At 57.6% G+C, this 18,322-nt stretch carries 24 protein-coding genes and 1 tRNA gene; 13 read left to right on the top strand and 12 right to left on the bottom strand.

Annotated elements, in window-relative coordinates:
* Positions 1-241 precede the first annotated feature (241 nt).
* Positions 242-1,486 (bottom strand): MFS transporter, encoded by a 1,245-nt coding sequence (locus tag ACQZ5Y_RS01170; protein ID WP_013635774.1) that lies wholly within the window; start codon positions 1,484-1,486, stop codon positions 242-244.
* A 235-nt stretch (positions 1,487-1,721) separates the two neighbouring features.
* On the opposite strand from ACQZ5Y_RS01170, the gene ACQZ5Y_RS01165 reads away from it, so the two are divergent.
* The 3 genes from ACQZ5Y_RS01165 to ACQZ5Y_RS01155 all read left to right on the top strand — a co-directional run bounded on the left by ACQZ5Y_RS01165 (position 1,722) and on the right by ACQZ5Y_RS01155 (position 4,748).
* Complete coding sequence (locus ACQZ5Y_RS01165; RefSeq protein WP_003512196.1) at positions 1,722-2,630, top strand: diacylglycerol/lipid kinase family protein; 909 nt, start codon at positions 1,722-1,724, stop codon at positions 2,628-2,630.
* A 211-nt stretch (positions 2,631-2,841) separates the two neighbouring features.
* Complete coding sequence (locus ACQZ5Y_RS01160; RefSeq protein ID WP_174049288.1) at positions 2,842-4,218, top strand: aspartate aminotransferase family protein; 1,377 nt, start codon at positions 2,842-2,844, stop codon at positions 4,216-4,218.
* A 59-nt stretch (positions 4,219-4,277) separates the two neighbouring features.
* Entirely contained in the window at positions 4,278-4,748 is a 471-nt protein-coding gene (locus ACQZ5Y_RS01155; RefSeq protein ID WP_025592887.1) for an OsmC family protein, read from the top strand.
* Positions 4,749-4,960: 212 nt separating this feature from the next.
* On the opposite strand, the gene amn is transcribed toward ACQZ5Y_RS01155, so the two are convergent.
* The 5 genes from amn to ACQZ5Y_RS01130 all read right to left on the bottom strand — a co-directional run bounded on the left by amn (position 4,961) and on the right by ACQZ5Y_RS01130 (position 8,151).
* The gene (gene amn / locus ACQZ5Y_RS01150; RefSeq protein ID WP_003512205.1) at positions 4,961-6,466 is read right to left on the bottom strand and encodes an AMP nucleosidase; all 1,506 of its coding nucleotides are present in this window, start codon (positions 6,464-6,466) and stop codon (positions 4,961-4,963) included.
* Positions 6,467-6,568: 102 nt separating this feature from the next.
* Entirely contained in the window at positions 6,569-6,742 is a 174-nt protein-coding gene (locus ACQZ5Y_RS01145; protein WP_003509979.1) for a hypothetical protein, read from the bottom strand.
* Positions 6,743-6,752: 10 nt separating this feature from the next.
* Positions 6,753-6,935 carry a hypothetical protein gene (locus ACQZ5Y_RS01140; RefSeq protein ID WP_013635780.1) on the bottom strand — a complete coding sequence of 61 codons (183 nt, stop codon included), beginning with the start codon at positions 6,933-6,935 and terminating at the stop codon, positions 6,753-6,755.
* Positions 6,936-7,094: 159 nt separating this feature from the next.
* Complete coding sequence (locus ACQZ5Y_RS01135) at positions 7,095-7,691, bottom strand: hypothetical protein (RefSeq protein WP_174049289.1); 597 nt, start codon at positions 7,689-7,691, stop codon at positions 7,095-7,097.
* Positions 7,692-7,812: 121 nt separating this feature from the next.
* The gene (locus ACQZ5Y_RS01130) at positions 7,813-8,151 is read right to left on the bottom strand and encodes a DUF2147 domain-containing protein (RefSeq protein WP_013635782.1); all 339 of its coding nucleotides are present in this window, start codon (positions 8,149-8,151) and stop codon (positions 7,813-7,815) included.
* A gap of 481 nt (positions 8,152-8,632) precedes the next feature.
* On the opposite strand from ACQZ5Y_RS01130, the gene ACQZ5Y_RS01125 reads away from it, so the two are divergent.
* Positions 8,633-8,899 (top strand): SEL1-like repeat protein, encoded by a 267-nt coding sequence (locus ACQZ5Y_RS01125; RefSeq protein ID WP_003496982.1) that lies wholly within the window; start codon positions 8,633-8,635, stop codon positions 8,897-8,899.
* Positions 8,900-9,307: 408 nt separating this feature from the next.
* Here the strand turns inward: ACQZ5Y_RS01125 and ACQZ5Y_RS01120 are convergent, their stop codons facing one another.
* Together ACQZ5Y_RS01120 and ACQZ5Y_RS01115 are read right to left on the bottom strand one after the other, a co-directional pair.
* Positions 9,308-10,420: a pyridoxal phosphate-dependent aminotransferase gene (locus tag ACQZ5Y_RS01120; protein ID WP_111783198.1), complete on the bottom strand. Its 1,113-nt coding sequence runs from the start codon at positions 10,418-10,420 to the stop codon at positions 9,308-9,310.
* Positions 10,421-10,579: 159 nt separating this feature from the next.
* Positions 10,580-10,927 carry a hypothetical protein gene (locus ACQZ5Y_RS01115; protein WP_065658111.1) on the bottom strand — a complete coding sequence of 116 codons (348 nt, stop codon included), beginning with the start codon at positions 10,925-10,927 and terminating at the stop codon, positions 10,580-10,582.
* 328 nt (positions 10,928-11,255) lie between these two features.
* Here ACQZ5Y_RS01115 and ACQZ5Y_RS01110 point away from each other — a divergent pair, with 328 nt between their 5' ends.
* Both ACQZ5Y_RS01110 and ACQZ5Y_RS01105 read left to right on the top strand, forming a co-directional pair.
* Complete coding sequence (locus ACQZ5Y_RS01110; protein WP_121556947.1) at positions 11,256-12,473, top strand: NAD(P)/FAD-dependent oxidoreductase; 1,218 nt, start codon at positions 11,256-11,258, stop codon at positions 12,471-12,473.
* Positions 12,474-12,480: 7 nt separating this feature from the next.
* Positions 12,481-13,281, top strand: a complete 801-nt coding sequence (locus tag ACQZ5Y_RS01105) for an aldolase/citrate lyase family protein (RefSeq protein ID WP_174049290.1) — start codon at positions 12,481-12,483, stop codon at positions 13,279-13,281.
* A 3-nt stretch (positions 13,282-13,284) separates the two neighbouring features.
* Here the strand turns inward: ACQZ5Y_RS01105 and ACQZ5Y_RS01100 are convergent, their stop codons facing one another.
* Positions 13,285-13,461: a hypothetical protein gene (locus ACQZ5Y_RS01100; RefSeq protein ID WP_013635788.1), complete on the bottom strand. Its 177-nt coding sequence runs from the start codon at positions 13,459-13,461 to the stop codon at positions 13,285-13,287.
* A gap of 95 nt (positions 13,462-13,556) precedes the next feature.
* Entirely contained in the window at positions 13,557-13,898 is a 342-nt protein-coding gene (locus tag ACQZ5Y_RS01095) for a hypothetical protein (protein WP_003512218.1), read from the bottom strand.
* Between the two features lie 163 nt (positions 13,899-14,061).
* On the opposite strand from ACQZ5Y_RS01095, the gene ACQZ5Y_RS01090 reads away from it, so the two are divergent.
* Positions 14,062-14,152: transfer RNA gene (locus tag ACQZ5Y_RS01090), tRNA-Ser, on the top strand.
* A gap of 98 nt (positions 14,153-14,250) precedes the next feature.
* A complete protein-coding gene (locus ACQZ5Y_RS01085; RefSeq protein ID WP_174049291.1) occupies positions 14,251-14,925 on the top strand; it encodes a hypothetical protein in 675 nt (224 codons plus the stop codon).
* A gap of 141 nt (positions 14,926-15,066) precedes the next feature.
* Here ACQZ5Y_RS01085 and ACQZ5Y_RS01080 read toward each other — a convergent pair whose 3' ends face one another.
* Together ACQZ5Y_RS01080 and ACQZ5Y_RS01075 are read right to left on the bottom strand one after the other, a co-directional pair.
* Complete coding sequence (locus tag ACQZ5Y_RS01080; protein WP_174049292.1) at positions 15,067-15,258, bottom strand: hypothetical protein; 192 nt, start codon at positions 15,256-15,258, stop codon at positions 15,067-15,069.
* Positions 15,259-15,305: 47 nt separating this feature from the next.
* Positions 15,306-15,650: a hypothetical protein gene (locus ACQZ5Y_RS01075; protein WP_149909733.1), complete on the bottom strand. Its 345-nt coding sequence runs from the start codon at positions 15,648-15,650 to the stop codon at positions 15,306-15,308.
* A 104-nt stretch (positions 15,651-15,754) separates the two neighbouring features.
* Here ACQZ5Y_RS01075 and ACQZ5Y_RS01070 point away from each other — a divergent pair, with 104 nt between their 5' ends.
* The 5 genes from ACQZ5Y_RS01070 to ACQZ5Y_RS01050 all read left to right on the top strand — a co-directional run bounded on the left by ACQZ5Y_RS01070 (position 15,755) and on the right by ACQZ5Y_RS01050 (position 18,285).
* On the top strand, positions 15,755-16,039 hold the full coding sequence (locus ACQZ5Y_RS01070; protein WP_149909734.1) for a helix-turn-helix domain-containing protein: 285 nt from the start codon (positions 15,755-15,757) through the stop codon (positions 16,037-16,039).
* A 61-nt stretch (positions 16,040-16,100) separates the two neighbouring features.
* Positions 16,101-16,421 (top strand): hypothetical protein, encoded by a 321-nt coding sequence (locus ACQZ5Y_RS01065; RefSeq protein WP_149909735.1) that lies wholly within the window; start codon positions 16,101-16,103, stop codon positions 16,419-16,421.
* Between the two features lie 83 nt (positions 16,422-16,504).
* Entirely contained in the window at positions 16,505-16,816 is a 312-nt protein-coding gene (locus ACQZ5Y_RS01060) for a hypothetical protein (protein WP_149909736.1), read from the top strand.
* Positions 16,817-17,425: 609 nt separating this feature from the next.
* Entirely contained in the window at positions 17,426-17,782 is a 357-nt protein-coding gene (locus ACQZ5Y_RS01055) for a GNAT family N-acetyltransferase (RefSeq protein ID WP_174049293.1), read from the top strand.
* A gap of 194 nt (positions 17,783-17,976) precedes the next feature.
* On the top strand, positions 17,977-18,285 hold the full coding sequence (locus ACQZ5Y_RS01050) for a hypothetical protein (protein ID WP_149909739.1): 309 nt from the start codon (positions 17,977-17,979) through the stop codon (positions 18,283-18,285).
* Positions 18,286-18,322: the final 37 nt, after the last annotated feature.

Genomic DNA, 18,322 nt, shown 5'->3' with positions numbered 1-18,322 from the left:
GGTGAGCCGACAGGTGCCGGATCAGTTCCCGTTCGCCGCTTTCGGCAAAGGCAATCGACTACTACTGTCGCTAGACATCAAATGATGCTCCGTTAAAATCCACGCTGTGCCGGGTCACGGCCTGCGCGTAACGCCGTGTTGCGCCCGAAACCAAAAAGAGTCAAGCGAGCCGATCGTGAAATTTCCGTAAGGTTTATTGCAGGTGCCGGAACGGGTGTTCCGGCCGCTGAAAAACCGGCTTTCAGCCGGCTTTTGCGCGCCGTTCGACGGTGACGGACACAAGGAAAACGCCAAGCCCGAGAAGCGAAAGAACAGCGCCCACATAACCGGTGGAGGCATATCCATAGCCCATGGCGATGACCATGCCGCCAAGCCATGCGCCGAGCGCGTTGGCGATGTTGAAGGCGGAGTGGTTGGAGGCAGCCGCAAGCGTCTGCGCATCCGCTGCCACATCCATCAGCCGCGTCTGCACGGCGGGGCAGGCGGCAAAACCGCAGCCGATCAGGAAGACGCAGAGACACATCATGAACGGGTCATGCGCCGTCATGCCGAACACGGCCATGACCACCACGTTAAAGGCCAGCATGCCGCCGATCGTGCCGTTGAGCGAGATATCGGCCAGCCGCGAGCCGACCACATTGCCGACATTCATGCCGATGCCGAAGAGGGCGAGGACCATGGAGACGGTGGAAACCGGCATCATCGCGACATCGGTGGTGGTCTTGGCGATATAGCTGAAAACCGAGAACATGCCGCCGAAACCGACCGACGCGATGGCGAGCGTCAGCCATACCTGCACGCGGCGGAAAGCCCCGAGTTCACGCCAAACGCTGGCACCTTCCTCTACCCTGTCGCGCGGCTGGAACAGCCACAGCAGGGCAACGGTCAACAGCCCGATGCCGCCGACCAGCATGAAGGCCGCGCGCCAGGAAAGCATCTGCCCGAAGAAAGTGGCAAGCGGCGTTCCAAGCAGTGTGGCGATGGTGAGGCCGAGCATGACGCGGCCAACGGCGCGGGCACGCTTGTGTATTGGCGCCATGGAGGCGGCCACCAGCGCTGCAACGCCGAAATAGGCGCCGTGCGGCAGGCCGGTGATGAAGCGCAGCACGGTGAAGCTCAGGAAATCAGGTGCGACGGCGCTCAAGATATTGCCGAGTGCGAAAAGTCCCATGAGGCCGAGAAGCAGGGTGCGCCGCGTCATGCGCGCAGCCAGCACCGCGATGATGGGAGCGCCGATGACGACACCCAGCGCATAGGCCGTGATGACGTAACCTGCCTGGGGCACCGTGACGCCATAGGTCGTTGCGACGTCAGGCAGCAGGCCCATGATGGCGAATTCGCCGGTACCGATGCCGAAACCGCCGGCGGCAAGCGCCAGTTCGATGAGTGCGACGGCAAACGGCGTCAGTGCCACGGCAGGCCTTGCCGCAACAACGGTTTCACTCTCCGCCTCGAGGCGGGCTTCCGACAAATTCGAATGGCTCATTGCGACCTGAAAAGGGGGAGGACCCCACAGAAAAAAGGGCAAGACCGTATGGGAACGGCCTGCCCTGACTGGAGATGCGCGGTCATGAAAATGACCTTAAGTGATATCTAACATGAAATGATGCATTGCGGTAGAGCGATTCTCGGCAAAAGAGCATCTTCACGCGATGGTGTTTGGAACCCTATATAACCCCAAGCATTTACGCGCGGCTGCCTCACAGGATCAGGTTGGAAATATGAAGCTCATTGCAATTTTCAATCGTGACGGCGGCACCTTCCGCACCACGGATATGGATGCCTATTGCGACCACGCCCGCGAGGTCTTTTCCCGCGCCGGCCACACGATCGACTGCCGCGTGGTCTCCGGCAAGGAAGTCGTCGAGGAGATGGAACGCGCCGCCGATGAGCCTGATATCGAAGGCATCATTGCCGGCGGTGGTGATGGAACGATTTCGGCCGCTGCCGGTATCGCCTGGAAACACGGCATCGCGCTCGGTATCGTACCGGCCGGCACCATGAACCTGTTCGCCCGCTCGCTGAAGCTGCCGCTCGATATCCGCCAGGTCCTGGAGACACTGGCGAATGGCGAGATCGCCAATGTCGATATCGCCAGCGCCAACGGCCGTCTTTTCGTCCACCAGTTTTCCGCAGGCCTGCATTCGCGCATGGTGCGCTATCGCAACAACCTCGCCTTCGCCTCCCGCCTTGGCAAGATCAAGGCAAGCGTCCGCGCCGCCATCAGCGTCATTCTCAATCCGCCGGTCTTCGAGGTGGAATATACGGTCAATGGCAAGACGCAGCGCCGCAAGGTGTCAGCAATTTCCGTCTCCAACAATGAATTCGGGCAGAACTCGCTTCTGGTCGCGGATAATGTCTCGGGCGGCCATCTCGGCTTCTATCTCACCGATCCCCTGCGCCCCTCGGGCGTGGCAAGGCTCGCTTTCGACATCCTGCGCGGCAAGCTGAAGGAAAACGCTGCTGTAACGGCCACGACCGTCACGGGTGTGGAACTTCATTTCCCCAAGAAGCGCCATGACGTGCGCTGCGTCATCGATGGCGAATTGCTGCCGATGGAGCGCGACGTGGCACTTGAAGTCCATGCCGGCGAATTGAAGGTGCTGGTGGGGCGAGGGGTCTTGGCGTAGCGCACCACCTCCATAACGGTGCAATCGAACCTGCTTAAAGGTAGCGGCGCATTTCTTCTCCCCGGCGGGGGAGAAGAAACAAGCGGCAAGGCCGACCCATCGTCTCGATCCCCCAAAAAACGCCAGTCTTGCCAAATCGAAGCCGCCCGGCCATGTTCGGTCGGGTGCGGCTCCGGAAGGCGCCGTCGTCTTTGCGGGAGTGCGATCTGTCATGAATGAAGTCTCCAAGCCGGTGTCCAACCTTGCCGCCATCGATGCCGCCCATCACCTGCACCCCTTTTCCGATATGGGTAAGCTGAACGCGAGCGGCACCCGCATCATCGAGCGTGCAGAAGGCGTCTTCATCTATGACAGCACCGGCAAGAAGTATCTCGACGCCTTTGCCGGACTATGGTGCGTCAATATCGGTTACGGACGCCGCGAGATCGCCGATGTCGTGCAGCGCCAGATGAACGAACTGCCCTATTACAACGCCTTTTTCGGCACTACGACACCATCAGCGACACTTCTGGCTCAGAAGATCGCTTCCCGTGCCGGGCCGAAGATGAACCATGTGTTCTTCACCAATTCCGGTTCGGAAGCCACCGACACCTGGTTCCGCATGGCGCGGGTCTACTGGAAGGCGCTCGGCCATCCGACGAAGACCAAGGTGATCGCTCGCCGCAACGGCTATCACGGCTCTACGGTCGCCGGCGCTTCGCTCGGCGGCATGAAGTGGATGCACGAGCAGGGCAATCTGCCGATCGAGGGTATCACCCATATCGGCCAACCCTATTGGTATGCGGAAGGCGGCGATCTCTCACCCGCGGAATTCGGCCTGAAGGTGGCCCGCGAACTGGAAGCGAAGATAGAAGAGCTCGGTGAAGAGAATGTCGCGGCTTTCGTGGCGGAACCCATTCAGGGCGCCGGTGGGGTCATTGTGCCACCGGAAACCTACTGGCCGGAAATCGCCCGCATCTGCAAGGCGCGCAACATTCTGCTGGTGTCCGACGAGGTGATCTGCGGTTTCGGCCGCCTCGGTTCCTGGTTCGGCTACCAGCATTTCGGCGTGGAGCCGGACCTCGCGCCCGTCGCCAAGGGCCTGTCATCCGGTTATCTGCCGATTGGCGGCGTCCTCGTTTCCGACCGGGTGGCGGAGGTGATGTTGTCCGAGGTCGGTGATTTCAACCATGGCTTCACCTATTCCGGCCACCCCGTCTGCGCTGCGGCTGCTCTGGAAAATATTCGTATCATCGAGGATGAGGGGCTGGTGGAACGGGTGCGGGATGATATCGGCCCTTATTTTTCGCAAGGCTGGAAAAGCCTCACCGACCACGAGTTGGTGGGTGAGGCAGTGAATGTCGGCCTCATGGGTGGCCTGCAGCTTGCGGCCGACAAGGCGACCCGCAGGCGTTTTGCCAAGCCGGATGACATCGGCACCGCCGTGCGCAACCATTGCCTGGCAAACGGCCTCGTCATGCGTGCCACCGGCGACCGCATGCTGGCATCACCGGCGCTGACGATCAGCCGCTCGGAGGTGGACCAGATCATCGAGACTCTGCGCAAGGGGCTCGATCACCTGCGCGATACACCAGAGCATTTCCAATAGAAGCGCATAGTTGTTTTACGTCCGGGAAATGCGACAAAAAACTCTAAGGGAGAAATGAAATGGCAGGACAGGAACATCACTATGCCGTTCAGGTGAAGTGGACAGGCAATCGCGGCAAGGGTACCTCGGGCTACCGTGACTATGAACGCGACTACACGATTTCCACGTCCGGAAAAGCGGATATCGCCGGCTCTTCAGATCCCGCCTTTCGCGGCGATGCCTCCCGCTGGAACCCGGAAGACCTGCTTGTTGCCTCGCTCTCAGCCTGCCACAAGCTATGGTACCTGCATTTCTGCTCCGTCAACGGCATCATCGTTGAAGACTATGTCGACAATGCCGAAGGCACGCTGGTTATGGAAAAGGACGGCGCCGGGCAATTCAGCGAGGTAGTGTTGAAACCAGTCATCACCATCTCGAAGGGTGATCTTGCGCGGGCTGATGAGCTGCACCACGATGCCCACGACAAATGCTTCATCGCCCGGTCGGTGAATTTTCCCGTGCGTGTGGAGGGGACGGTGAAGGTAGTTTGAGACGGATGTAGGTGCTTCCCCAGCGCGCGTAGCGGATTATTTTGCTAGGCCCGAATTCAACGTCATCCTCGGGCTTGACCCGAGGATCCATAGTCGACCGGTGGTGGATCCTCGGGTCAAGCCGGAGGATGACGACGGAGAGGTTTCCAGCCTTTGCAGCGCCTCAAGGTGTCTTAGCAACATCACCACCTTGAGGACATGGATGCGCAAATTTACTGGAACGCCGTCTCGTAGAAGCTTCTGAGCTTGCGCGAATGCAGCGTTTCCGTTGGCATGGCGGCGAGTTTCTGCACGGCGCGGATGCCGATCTGCAGATGCTGGGCAACCTGCGTGCGGTAGAACTCCGTCGCCATGCCCGGCAGCTTCAATTCGCCGTGCAGCGGCTTGTCGGAGACGCAGAGGAGGGTGCCGTAGGGCACGCGGAACCGGAAGCCGTTGGCCGCGATGGTGGCCGATTCCATGTCGAGTGCGATGGCGCGCGATTGCGACAGGCGCTTGACCGGGCCCGCTTGGTCGCGAAGCTCCCAGTTGCGGTTGTCGATCGTGGCGACGGTGCCGGTGCGCATGATGCGCTTCAGCTCGAAGCCCTCGTAACCGGTGACTTCCGCAACCGCACCTTCCAGCGCCAGCTGCACTTCCGCCAGAGCCGGGATCGGCACCCAGACCGGCAGGTCGTCGTCCAGAACGTGGTCCTCACGCACATAGGCGTGTGCCAGCACATAATCGCCAAGGCGCTGGCTGTTGCGCAGGCCGGCGCAATGGCCAACCATCAGCCAGGCATGCGGGCGCAGCACGGCGATATGGTCGGTGATCGTCTTGGCGTTGGAAGGGCCGACACCGATATTGACCAGCGTAATGCCGGCATGGCCCTTTTTCTTCAAGTGATAGGCTGGCATCTGCGGCAGGCGGCCAAGCACCGCATCCGTATCCGGCCTGTCGGAACCGGCGGGGGTGATGATGTTGCCCGGCTCCACGAAGGCCGTGTAGCCTTCGCCACCATTCTTCATCAACTGCCGCGCCCATGCGGCGAATTCGTCGATATAGAACTGGTAGTTGGTGAACAGCACGAAGTTCTGGAAATGGCTGGCGCTCGTTGCCGTATAATGGCTGAGGCGGGCCAGCGAATAATCGATACGCTGTGCGGTGAACGGCGCAAGCGGCGCGGGTTCGCCGGGCACCTGATCATATTCGCCATTGGCGATGAGATCGTCGGTGTTGTTGAGATCGGGGGTGTCGAAAAGATCGCGCAACGGCACGTCGGACAGCGAGGATGCCGCCGCCGCCTCGACATAAGCGCCTTCGCCAAAGGCGAAATGCAGCGGAATGGGCGTGGCCGATTCGGCAACCGTCACCGGAACGCCGTGGTTCTTGATCAGAAGCCCCAGCTGCTCTTTCAGGTAGTGGCGGAAAAGCTCCGGCCGGGTGATCGTCGTCGTGTAGACGCCGGGGGAGGTGACATGGCCATAGGAAAGGCGCGAATCGACATGACCGAAAGTGGATGTCTCGAGGCTGACCTGCGGATAACAGGCGCGGTAGCGGCCGGTAATCGGCGCACCCTTGGCAAGTTCGGTGAAGGAGTTGATGAGGAACGCCGTATTGCGTTCGTAAAGCGCGGTCAAAGCCTCAACAGCTTCTTTCGGGTCCGTGAACGTCTGCGGCGCGAAAGGCTCGGGGCTGATGAAGGAGAAGGGCGGAATCGTTCGTTTTGCTATTGTCATGGCCCATTATAGGAGGCCTATTTCGACAGGCAAGCGACAGAAATACGAAGAAACTGAAAAGAAACGGAAAAATGGCTGCGGCAAAGGGCAGGCGGTGAAATCTCAGCCGAGCGCGCCGCGTTGCAGGCTCATCAGCAGCACGAAACCGGCGCCCTTTGATGCCGGGCGGGGATCTGCCTTGTAAACTGCAAGCCCCGCCACCGGGCCTAGAAAGATCGATGCCATCAGCACCAGTCTCAGTGCGGAAAACAGGCCGTTGGAAAAGCTCGTCGTCATCGGCCGGTCCTCACAGCACGACGGGGCAATTGGCGGCGGGTGCCGGGCTGTGCTGGCAGGCAAGCGCCGCACCCGCATTCACCCGCTGAAAGCTGCGGTTGGGATTAACGACGAGCGAGGCGAAGGACATGGCGAAGATCGCCATGAGAAACGCGAAGATTGCCAGCCGGCTGATCAACTTTGTCATGTCCATTCCCCTTTATTGGAGTTGATGGACAGAGTTTTGCCACACTCGGACTGAACGGACCCTGAGACCCCGGTTCATATGGTGTTCAGGGAGATTAACGGGATACTTCCAGTGTGAATTAGGGCGGTGGCTGGCTTCAGCGGCCTCAAATCGCCTGCTTTTGCATCACGCCGGAGAGGCTACCGCACGGGCTGTAAGTTCGTTGACGAGGCCATCGAATGCTTCGGGATTGGCGATGTCGACGATCGGGACGTGATGGTGTCGCGCGGATGCCAGCATTTCGGTATTTTCGCGCAAGGACCGCTCAATGAAGGCGTCCATGGTCCGGCGCTGGCCCGCTGTCGCATCTTTATATCCTGCATGCGCGCGCATTCTGTCGGAGAGAAAGTCATTCTGTGCGTGAAGATAAACCCCGGCAACCGTGCTGCCCAGCAGGGGCGCTATAAATTCCGGCCGCAAGGCCGCGCCCTCGAAGATGACGATATTGCCAGTGCCTGTCTTGCTGTCGATCAGCCCGCGCACAAGCGGCCAGATATTCTGGTGATGCACCTTCAGAAACCAATGGATCGTTTCTGCCGACAGCTGCCTGTAATATTCCTCCACAGGCGCGGGTATGCCCGGCCATGGCCTCCCGGGGTGGCGTGCCAGGCTGTCGGTTGAAATTGCCTCGCAGTGGAGTTTTTCGCTTAACAGGCCGGCTAGGGTGCTTTTGCCGACATGGGACGTACCCGAAATCAGGATTATGGAAAGGGTGGCAGGCATGCGTCGCTCTTAAGAGTGTTCGTTCGGGCCGCGACGATACATCAGCGGATATATGCGTTACACATGACGTCCGTCTGCGACGACCGACAGGCTGTTACAAGCCTGTCCGCCGCATCTTATCTCACAACCGCGTCCAGGTCTGGGATTTGCACAGGATTTTCAGCACGCAGCCCTTCATGCTCAGCGAATTGCCGGAAACGGTGCCGGAGCCGCTATAGGTCTTGTCATTGGCGGGATCGGTAATATCGCCCGAATAGCTGTTTCCCTTGCCGGAAAGCTTGCCGATCTGTTTTCCCGCATGTTTGCCTGTCTTCAGCGTCACGCAGAAAGCTGCGCCGCAGGGGCCGATTACGGCTGTCTCGCCGCTCGCCGTCTTCCAGTTGCCTTCAATGGGCTCAGCAGCAAAAGCAAGGTTGCTGCCGATCAGCAGGCCTGCGGCAATCATCATCACACGCTTCATAAAAACTCCTCCGTCCATGTCGCGCTTTCTTTGCCCGTTTCGTCCTCCGCACGGGCATGCGGATAGTATTTGACGTTCACGTAAAAGGAAACAGAAAATTCCAGCTGCGAGACGGCATTTGCGTCGGTCAGGAGAGTGGGAGAGGGGCAATTCGAAAAACCGTTGTTTGGATCGTGGTGAATGAAGGGTTGAAATCCAATTCTAAAGTTTTCGTAAAATTCGCTCGAAAGTCCTTAATTTCCGCACCTCGTGATATTTAACAAAAACCCAATTTTACCAATCGTTTGCAGTTTGTTTGCGGCCCATTAATCATGCCTTTTAAGCGCCCGTTGAAAGCCTCATGACATATTGGGGTCATCAAAAGCGCAGGGAAAACCTGCCGGCCGGAAGAACAAAAAAGCCGCAAAAGACGGCAGTTCCAAAGGTTAGCCTCGACAAGAAGGCAATTGATGAAACAGGCGAGAAGACAGGGATTAAAACGATGGCACGCTTTGAAATTCGCGATATCGAAATGGCAGTTGCCGGTGGCGAAACCCGCGCCGACACCCTTTGCAATCTCGGCCTGGTCTATGCGACCGGCCGGGGATGCAAGGTGGATCTGGTCGCGGCCCACAAATGGCTCAACATCGCCGCGATCCGCGGATCGGAAAGAGCCGCTTCGCTGCGAGCAGATCTTGCTCGCAACATGACCAAGGCGGAACTGGCCGAAGCGCTGCGTGCCGCACGCGACTGGATGACGATGCACTGACGCACCTTATCCGCGACAGAATTTCCGGTCCGGTTCCCTCCAGTCCCGATGACCGGTACAAACGAAAGTAAACCCGAAGGGGAATGCGGCGAGGGCTTTGAAAAGGAGCTTTTGCGCTGACACATCAAACCGCGACCGGCAGGAACAAGGCCGGCGCGGTTTTCTTATGTCTGGCGATGTCGGTTGATGGAAAACGATTCGCGAACAGTGGTTTGTCAGAGGATGTTGAATCGATGCACGCAATGGTCGATCGCACCATATGCCGCCTGGCTCGCCACCCTCATCCCTTTGCTTCTCACAGGAATCTGGCCGGCAGACGTCCGTATGGCGAAAGATTCCTTTCAGCCCAAGGACTTGGGCTGGCTGGATTCCTGTGACAAGAACAGGAATGAGAAGGCACGCGAAACCTCAACCCAGCGCCTTGATGACCTTCGGCAATGCCTGTTCAAAAAGATCAAGCTTGTCATCAGGTCCCACACTCACACGAATGCAGCGGTTGAGCGGCGCCACGCCCGGCATGCGGATGAACACGCCATGTTCCATCAAGCCGTCGACGATGGCGCGGGCGTAAGTGCCGTCGCGCTGGCAATCGATGGTGACGAAATTGGTTGCCGACGGCAGGGGCGAGAGGCCGTTATTGCGGGCAATCGCGGAAATGCGATCTCGAGCCACCGCAATTTTTCCAACGACGTCATGCAGATAGGCCTGATCCTTCAGCGCCGCCAATGCGCCGGCGACCGAAACGCGTGCCATGCCGAAATGATTGCGGATCTTGTCGAAGGCTTCGACATTGCCGAGCGTGCCGATGGCATACCCCACGCGGGCGCCGGCAAGCCCATAGGCTTTCGAGAAAGTCCGCATGCGCAGGATGTTCGGCTGGCCGATAAGGGCGTCGATGCTTGGCACGGCGCTGGCAGGTGCGGTCTCGCAATAGGCCTCGTCCAGAATGAGCAGGCAGGTTTCCGGCAGCGCACGGGCAAAGGCCACGACCTCGCTTGCCTCCCACCAGCTTCCCATCGGATTGTCGGGATTGGCGAAATAGACCAGCGGTGCATTTTCCCGGATGACGAGATCGAGAAGCCCGTCGAGGTTCTCGTGATCGTCGACATATGGCGTGGTCACGAGTTTTCCGCCAAAGCCGTTCACATGGTAGTTGAAGGTAGGATAACCGCCGAGCGAGGTGACCACCGGCGTTCCCGGCTCAACGATTAGCCTGGCGATCTCACCCAGCAAACCATCGACACCGCCGCCAATGGCGATATTGCCACGCGAAACGCCGTGGTGGATGGCGAGTGCTTCCTTCAGTTCGAAATTTTCCGGATCGCTGTACATCCAGGTCTCGGCCGCCGCATCCCGCATGGCCATAAGCACGGATGGGGCAGGGCCGAACCCGCTTTCATTGGCGCCTATCCGCGCTTCCACCTTCAGGCCGCGGCCCCGCTCGATGGCTTCCGGGCCGACGAAGGGAACGGTTGAAGGAAGAGAGACGGCTAGCGGCGTAAGACGTGAGAAAGCGGACATTGGCTGAGATTTCCAGTACCTGTTTGAAAACCCGGCACACAATAGGTGCAAAAAAACCGGACGCAAGTCGCGCCCGGTTGCCGGATGCCTGTTTTGGAACAGTTTTTTCCACCGTCGCGCCGTGAGAGAAAAACTCGGCCGCTAATCGGTCGATGCGGCTCAGACGCTGGTCTCGAAACTCAGCCTGCGCACATGGTGCAGGAATTCCGCGTCGATCAACATGTTGAATCCGATGGTGACATTTTCCTCTTCCCTGCGGATCAGGTTGCAGCCGATCTCATCGCGAATGCCGAGAATTTCCAGATAGAAATTGGTGGGCATCTCCAGATGCGGGCTGACCTCGATCTCTGCGCCATAAAGCGAGATGCTGCGCACCAGGCAGCGCATGGTATCCTTGGCGCTGAGGTGATGCCCGATGAAGGTGATCTTTCCGGGCCGGTCGATCTGAAACTTCTCGTATTGCTCGTCCTGCGGGACGCTTTGACGGTGATCAATATGTAAAGCCATGACAACCTCCCGGATTGCCTTTTCCTGATGCCGATTTTAACGCGGCTTCCTTGCCAGTGCGTGAAGGAAATCCGCGCAATTGTCTGTTGTGCGTCTCGACATGGGCCAGACCGCCTGTCGGAAGCCGATGTTTCCCTTGAGGAAATGCATCCGGCTCCTTCCGGTTGCAAGGGTGTCGCAGTCTGGGGTGATAATGTGTCATGCTTGCACCGGGCTGGTGGCGCTGTACTGTTGACGCGGGCCGTACTTGGCGTTACGCCTGATCCCGGAATATGGCTTCGCAGGGTGCGGCAAATCTGCCCATTGGCGATTGTTCTGGGAGTGGAATGTGGCGGGAAGGCTGGTAATCGTCGGGGCGGGGCAGGCCGCTTTCGCGCTGGCGGCAAAGCTCAGGGCGCTGAAGGATGAGCGCCCCATCACCATCATCGGCTCGGAGGATGCCTATCCTTATCAACGGCCGCCACTGTCGAAAAAATACCTTTTAGGTGAGATGAGCTTCGACCGGCTGATGTTCCGCCCTGAGGAGTGGTACGCGGAAAACAATGTCGATATCCGGCTCTCCACCTTCGTGGAGGAGATAGACCGCGCTGCCAAATCCGTTCGCATGCAGGATGGCAGCACGCTTTCCTACGATAAGCTGGTACTGGCGACCGGTGCTGCACCACGCGAGCTGCCCGCCAGCATCGGCGGCGATCTCGAAGGGGTTCTGACCGTCCGCGACAAGCGCGATGCTGACCGGCTGTTTGAGGAAATGAAACCCGGCCGCAGGCTGCTGGTTATTGGCGGTGGTTATATCGGTCTGGAAGCGGCAGCCGTCGCCCGCAAGCTCGGTCTCGAGGTCACGCTGATCGAAATGGCCGACCGCATTCTCCAGCGCGTGGCGGCAAAGGAAACCGCCGATATCATGCGCGGCATCCATCAGGAGCACGGCGTCTCCATCCGCGAAAAGACCGGCCTCGTGCGGCTCGTCGGCATGGATGCCCGGGTGGCCGCTGCCGAGCTTTCCGATGGTTCGGTGCTTGACGTGGATTTCGTCATTGTCGGCATTGGCGTAACCCCGAACGATCGCCTTGCCCGCGAATCGGGCCTCGATGTCGGCAATGGCATCGTGGTGGATGAACACACCCGCAGCTCGGACAAGGATATCCACGCGGTGGGCGATTGCGCGTTGCTGCCGTGGCGGGGCCAGCTTGTGCGTCTCGAATCAGTCCAGAACGCGGTTGATCAGGCCGAGGCCGCCGCTCACGTACTGGCAGGCGCTGAAGTCGCCTATGATGCCAAACCCTGGTTCTGGTCGGATCAATACGAGGTAAAGCTGCAGATCGCCGGCTTCAACCTCGGTTATGACGAGACGGTGCTGCGGCCCGGCGCGCGCGAAGGCAGCTGGTCAGTCTGGTATTTCCGCGACGGGCGATTCGTGGCGGTTGATGCCGTCAACGATGCCAAGGCTTATGTTTCTGGCAAAAAACTGCTCGATACCGGCGCTGAGCCGGATCGCGCCATCCTGGCGGACCCGTCCGCCGATCTGAAATTACTGCTTTCCTGAGGACATCATGCCCGCTCCCGAAAATCGTTTCAAAACAGCCATCCACGCTGGTAGTCCGCAAATCGGCCTCTGGCTCGATATGGGTGAGGCCATCACGGCGGAAATTGCCGGAACAGCGGGTTTCGACTGGCTGGTCATCGATGGTGAACATGGCCCGAACGATCTTCGCAGCATCATCGACCAATTGCGCGCTCTCGCCACATCGCCCGCCGAACCGGTGGTGCGTGTGCCTGTTGGCGAAAGCTGGATGATCAAGCAGCTGCTTGACGCAGGCGCCCGCACGCTTCTGGTGCCCATGGTCGATTCGGCGGCGCAGGCTGAAGCTTTGGTCAGCGCGATGCACTATCCGCCGCGCGGTATTCGCGGCATGGGGGCGGCGGTTGCCCGCGCCTCAGCCTTTAACACCATAACCGATTATGCCGACAGTGCGTCCGACAGCGTGTGCCTGCTGGTGCAGGCGGAAACGCGCGCCGCGATCAATGATCTCGACAATATTCTTGCGGTGGAAGGCGTGGACGGCATCTTCATCGGCCCGGCCGATCTTGCTGCGGATATGGGCTATCTCGGCAGGCTGGACGAGCGGGAAGTGCAGGCCGTAATCGAGGCAGCGATCGTCAAGATCGTCGCGGCCGGCAAAGCTGCGGGCATTCTTACCTTCAACGAGACCTTCAATCGCCGTTATCTGGAACTCGGCGCATCTTTCGTGGCTGTTGGCGCCGATGTTACGGAGTTTTCCAATACACTGCGTGCGCTTTCCAGCCGCTACAAGGGCGGGGCAGCGCCTGCGCCATCCAAATCCGGATATTAAGTCTTAGTCATCGTTGCTGGCGTTCAGCTTTTCCGGCGGAATGCCTTCTTCGCCGGAAGCGAGATAACCGTTATTGATGAGTGCGGCGCGGACGATGCGCTGGATAGCCTCATCCCTGTCAATGCCGTGATCTCTCGCGAAATCCGACAATGCTTCTTCAAGATCGCTGCTGAACACCATTTCCGCCCCCTGTTCGTCAATTCTCTGAAATAAATGCAAACAGGCAAGGCGGAACGTATCCCGCCTTGCCTGAATTCTAGCCTCTAATGCGGCAATCAGCGCCAGCGATAAAGGCTGCTGTTCGAAGAACTCTGCTGCGTACCAGCGCCGACCGCATAACCGATCGCAAAGCCGAGTGCGCCGACGATCGTCAGCAGTGAGGTTGCAGTGCCGGGGTTTTCCTTGACTGCTTCCACAACGTTCTGGCCCTGGGCGCGCACATTGCTTGCCGCCTTGCGAACGCGGCCACGAGCCTCATCCAGAAATTCGGATGCATCTTCACCAACGCCTTCCGCACGAGCGGAAACGGACTTGGAGAGAGACGAAATCTGCGAACGCAACTCCGCAATCTGGTTTTCGATCGTATCTTCGACAACATTCAGTTTGGTCTGAGCCATTAGAACACCTCTTTTTGTTACCGAAGCCAGAACGTGCCGGAAGAGAAGAAGTTCCCCAATGGCCCGCAAAGTTTCGCTGGCGGGTGTTCGGCCAACAGGTTTTTCGGCTTCTTGGCGAAAAACCCTTGCATTCATTTTTTTAAAGCAATAATCAGGCCGCACCGGAGAGGTGGCCGAGTGGTCGAAGGCGCTCCCCTGCTAAGGGAGTATACGTCAAAAGCGTATCGTGGGTTCGAATCCCATCCTCTCCGCCATAACCCTTGTTTTCATTGCATAATTTGTCTTATTTTGCCGCTTGTCATAACTTGGCGAGGTGTTCTTATCCCGCGGGCGCTATGGTTGGGGACCGAATTTGATCCAGTTTCTTTGGGAATCGATCCAGTGGGCGTTCTCAGATAACCTCAAGACAGCAATCACCACGGCCATTCTTGCGATTCTTTTCTTTCCTGTGAGGGAAAGGATCACTAGGCGGTACGGTGCTTCGTTTACACTCCGCCGAAAGAAGTGGGTGATTAAGCGGTTAAGCCGGCTCACCACCGAGATGGACTTGGTTCATCGAGGGGTCGTGCACCTAGACGTTTTGCGCCACGTTGCCACAATCGCTGCATACGCAGGTGTTATGAGCTTAGCCGCGGCAGGAACTGGTTTGCGTTCTGATTACTTATGGTGGCTCACCCCCCATATCATAATCGCGATTACTATTTCGCATTCCATATACTCTCTATCAGCGGCATTCAGGCTGATAAGGATAGGTCTTTATCCTCGAGTAGAAATTCTTTCGGTCGTCAAGCAGCTCGACCAGAAGCGGAAAGATGAACTTTCTGATCAAGAGCGCACGGTCGTGTTGCAGTATCTTCTCGAGTTGATTGAGTGGTTTCCGAACAATCAGCAGATCGAAGACACTTTCGAGGATCTATCCGACCTCGAATTGTACCTAAACTCCGCCCACTCGATTGAATCGGAGGGGAAATTCAAACAGAGGATGCGGTTGCGTTCGAAAAAGAACATGACTAGCGACAAGCAATAAACGAGGCTCGCAGGGTGGTGAATCCTACGACCATTCTTGGCGCTGTGGTGGCATTCGGAATAAAAGGCCGGGGCAGCTACAGAGCGCCACCGGCAAGGTGGCTGGCCTTGCATGTCATAAGGCCAGCTGGGAAACTTCTTGTCAGGCCACACTGACCTCTCCGTACATGACGAACAGGGTCAGATTCCATTCCGTCACAACACCCACGATCTCACCCTGAGCGGATAGTGGGAAAATGCGGTTCTCAGGTTCGAACGCGCCGATGGTGCGGATGTCGCCCGGACCCACCTTGACGACGAACCTTGCAGGCATGCCATCGGTGAATGTTGTCATTGCGCGCACAAGCTCGCGTGACTCTGCGTATGTCCTGATTGGGGTGATCATGACCGTGCCTCCCGGCGCAATTCGGCCCACTGCTCCTCACGGAACTTGAATAGCTCGCGAACCGCGATCGCTGCCGCTTCCTCCTCGTCGTAGAGGACGCCGTGAGGGTTTTCGACCAGAATGGCAGCGAAGCGAAACTTACACGCGATGTCGCTTTCGCTTTTTACAGGCGCCTTGATGACTGCCTGCCTGACAATGCTCGCCGCCTCGGTGATGCAATCCATTGCGTCATCAGGCATCTCGCCGACGCGCTCGCCGATCGTGTTGAGCTCGACGTAGAGGCGGGTCATGCGTGAAACGAATGATTCGTTAACTACGTCTGTTGAGGATTCGCTAACCATATCGGCCGTTCCTTGTTGCTTTTGTGGCGTTGCATTTGTACTGTGTACACATGAAGCCACACGAAATTAACCGTGTCAACATGTAATTGTACAGGGTACCAAAAATGAATGCAACTCAGCTAAAAATGGCTCGCGTCGGGCTTGGTTGGGGCGTGCGAGACCTGGCTGAAAAAGCGGGTATTACCGCCAACACAGTCACGCGGATTGAGAACGGTTCAGACGCGAAGACTTCCACGGTCCACCTTCTTCAGACGGCGCTAGAAATTGGCGAAGAGATCGAGCCTGGCAAATGGCGTTTTGCCGAGTTCATTGAACCAGGTGGTGTGCGCATACGCCTTGGTGGCGATCCAGACGCCGAACGTGGTGCGGTTGTCCATAAACCAATCTAGCGGCGGGCTTGACCGGACCACAGCCCTCGATCATCTTGCTACCCTGAATTGGGGGCAGGCTATGAACAAGACAATCAGCACCGTTGCGATATTGCTCACTGCGATGAGCGGGTTAAGCACCGCAGCATTGGCTGAGACAGACGAAGAATGCGCCGCTGTCGGGAGGATAGCGGAAAAGGTCATGGAGCGCAGACAGGGCGGCAAGTCGCTGCAGAGCACCATGGACGTCGTTATACCCAAGGGCGATGAAAAGGTCGGCCCAGGCTTTCGGAAGATGATAATGGACGCCTACGAAGTCCCGTTTTTTAACATGCAAGAAAGCAAGGATCGAGCAATCGGCGAGTTCCGCGACCAGTGGCAACTAACCTGCATGAAGGGATAGCTCTTCGCTAGGACACGCGGGTCGGACCGCTTGACCATCCCGCCAGGCTAAACCATGTTGCTCCTCAAGGTCGGGGGGCAAGAATGAAACTACTATTGGCGCTCGCGGTGATAGTTATCGCATCAATAGGCGTATGGCTGGGTGGCGTTAGGATTATTGTTGTTCAGCCGATCGGCGCGCTTCCCGAAGGCACAACAATAGTGGTTGCTGGCCTGGCCAACGTTCGATTGATTGATAGCCCAGATGCCATGTGCAACAGGCAACAAGGCGGAGTAAGCCTTCTTTGTCGAGCCGCAGCCCTCGGCGCGATAGCTGAGAATGGTAAAATCCTGCTGCGACTACCCTATAGTGAAACACTGTTTCGGATCACCGGCGGCCCGTTTCGTGACAATTAGTCGCGGCGCCGCATGGACAAGGCATGGGTTCAGCACATCATGGAGGAAAGTTTGCGAGGCGGCCGGGATTGCGGACTTTACATTCCACGAATTACGAGGGACTGCAGTTACGAGGATGGACCTCGCCGGATGCACTGTGCCTGAGATAGCAGCTGTCACCGTGCACAGCCTCAAAGACGTAGAGACGATACTGGACCTGCACTATCTCGGCGGACGCGCTGAATTGGCCGCAAACGCGATGCGGAAGATGGCCGCTTGGCGGTGGCGTGCCTTTCAAGTCTGGTGTTGACTCACCAGAGATGGGCAGCCGCGCCAAGTGTGAGGCGGAGCGACTGCTGGCGATGAAAGCGACAGCCCGATTGAAAAAACTGCTGCTGTCTGGCGTGCCCTCGTATCGAGGACAGCGGCGCAAGGGATAGAACCTCAAGCCGCTGGCCGTTGATCAATATCTACCTTGCCGATGATCGAGAGGTTGGCAAAATCCTCATGTCTAAGGGGCTGGCAAGGCCATGGCCTACTAAGCAGCGGATTGATTGGTGTAGATAAGGAGTTTTACAACCAATTGACACTAGAGCTTGAATTGCGAGCAATTCATATTCCGGAGGTAAAGTGATTTTTTCGACGAAAAACCAAGGTAATGTCAAAATAAGTGATTGCGACTGCGACTACGAAGTCTGGACTGTGTTGAAACCTCCAAAAAAGATCGGAGGCTTCTCGCTATCTTACATCGATGATGACGGAGATGGAAATCGACTTGCGCTCGTCACAGGAATGGAACTCCAAGCCCCCTATAGGAGGCAGGGAATAGGTAGTAAAATCCTTGAGATGATACTCGATGAAGGCTACTACCCTGTTTTTAGGAAACCTGACGGTCAAAAATACGACGATGGTAGTCACCTGATAAACGACGGCATCGGTTTTGCTACCGCAATGGTAGACGGCGGCACCGCGCATTGGTGGCCTTAGAGCAATTTATGTAGTTGCGTTAAGCGAAAATTGCAACTAAACCGCGCCGTATGACTGGGAATGGGGAAAGTAGGTGGCCGCGATATTAAAGAATCCATTTGGTGTGGGAATCCTCACTTTCATCGCGGCAATAATCACGATCTCCACGTTTATGGGGCCAACAACCTGCAAGTCAGGATGGAAATCACCATCGATTGGCAGACAAGGGGCTTGCTCCCATAATGGTGGGGTCGATCGGACACCCGCTTTTCTTCGCTTTATTGCCAGCCTTGGTCTGGCAATTGGTGCTGGTGTTCTTGTTGCAAAAAGGAAAGAAAACGGCCCGTCCAGCAGTTCGCAAACCGAGCATTCACAGCGCAGCAATAGCTCACAACCGCAACCAGCCGCTCGAAAAGCTAACGAAAAGAGTGGAAAGCGATTTGTGCCCCCTCAAACTGGCACTTCCTGCCCACGTTGCAATGAAGGCATGCGCGCGTTCGCAGAAAACGGAACCATACTTTTAAAGTGCGATACTGTGGGATGCGAAACAACTCTGCCGTA

Source organism: Agrobacterium sp. A3-95 (genome assembly GCF_053521785.1).
The sequence above is the reverse complement of the archived record's forward strand: the minus strand, read 5'-3'. Positions and strand labels throughout refer to the sequence as shown.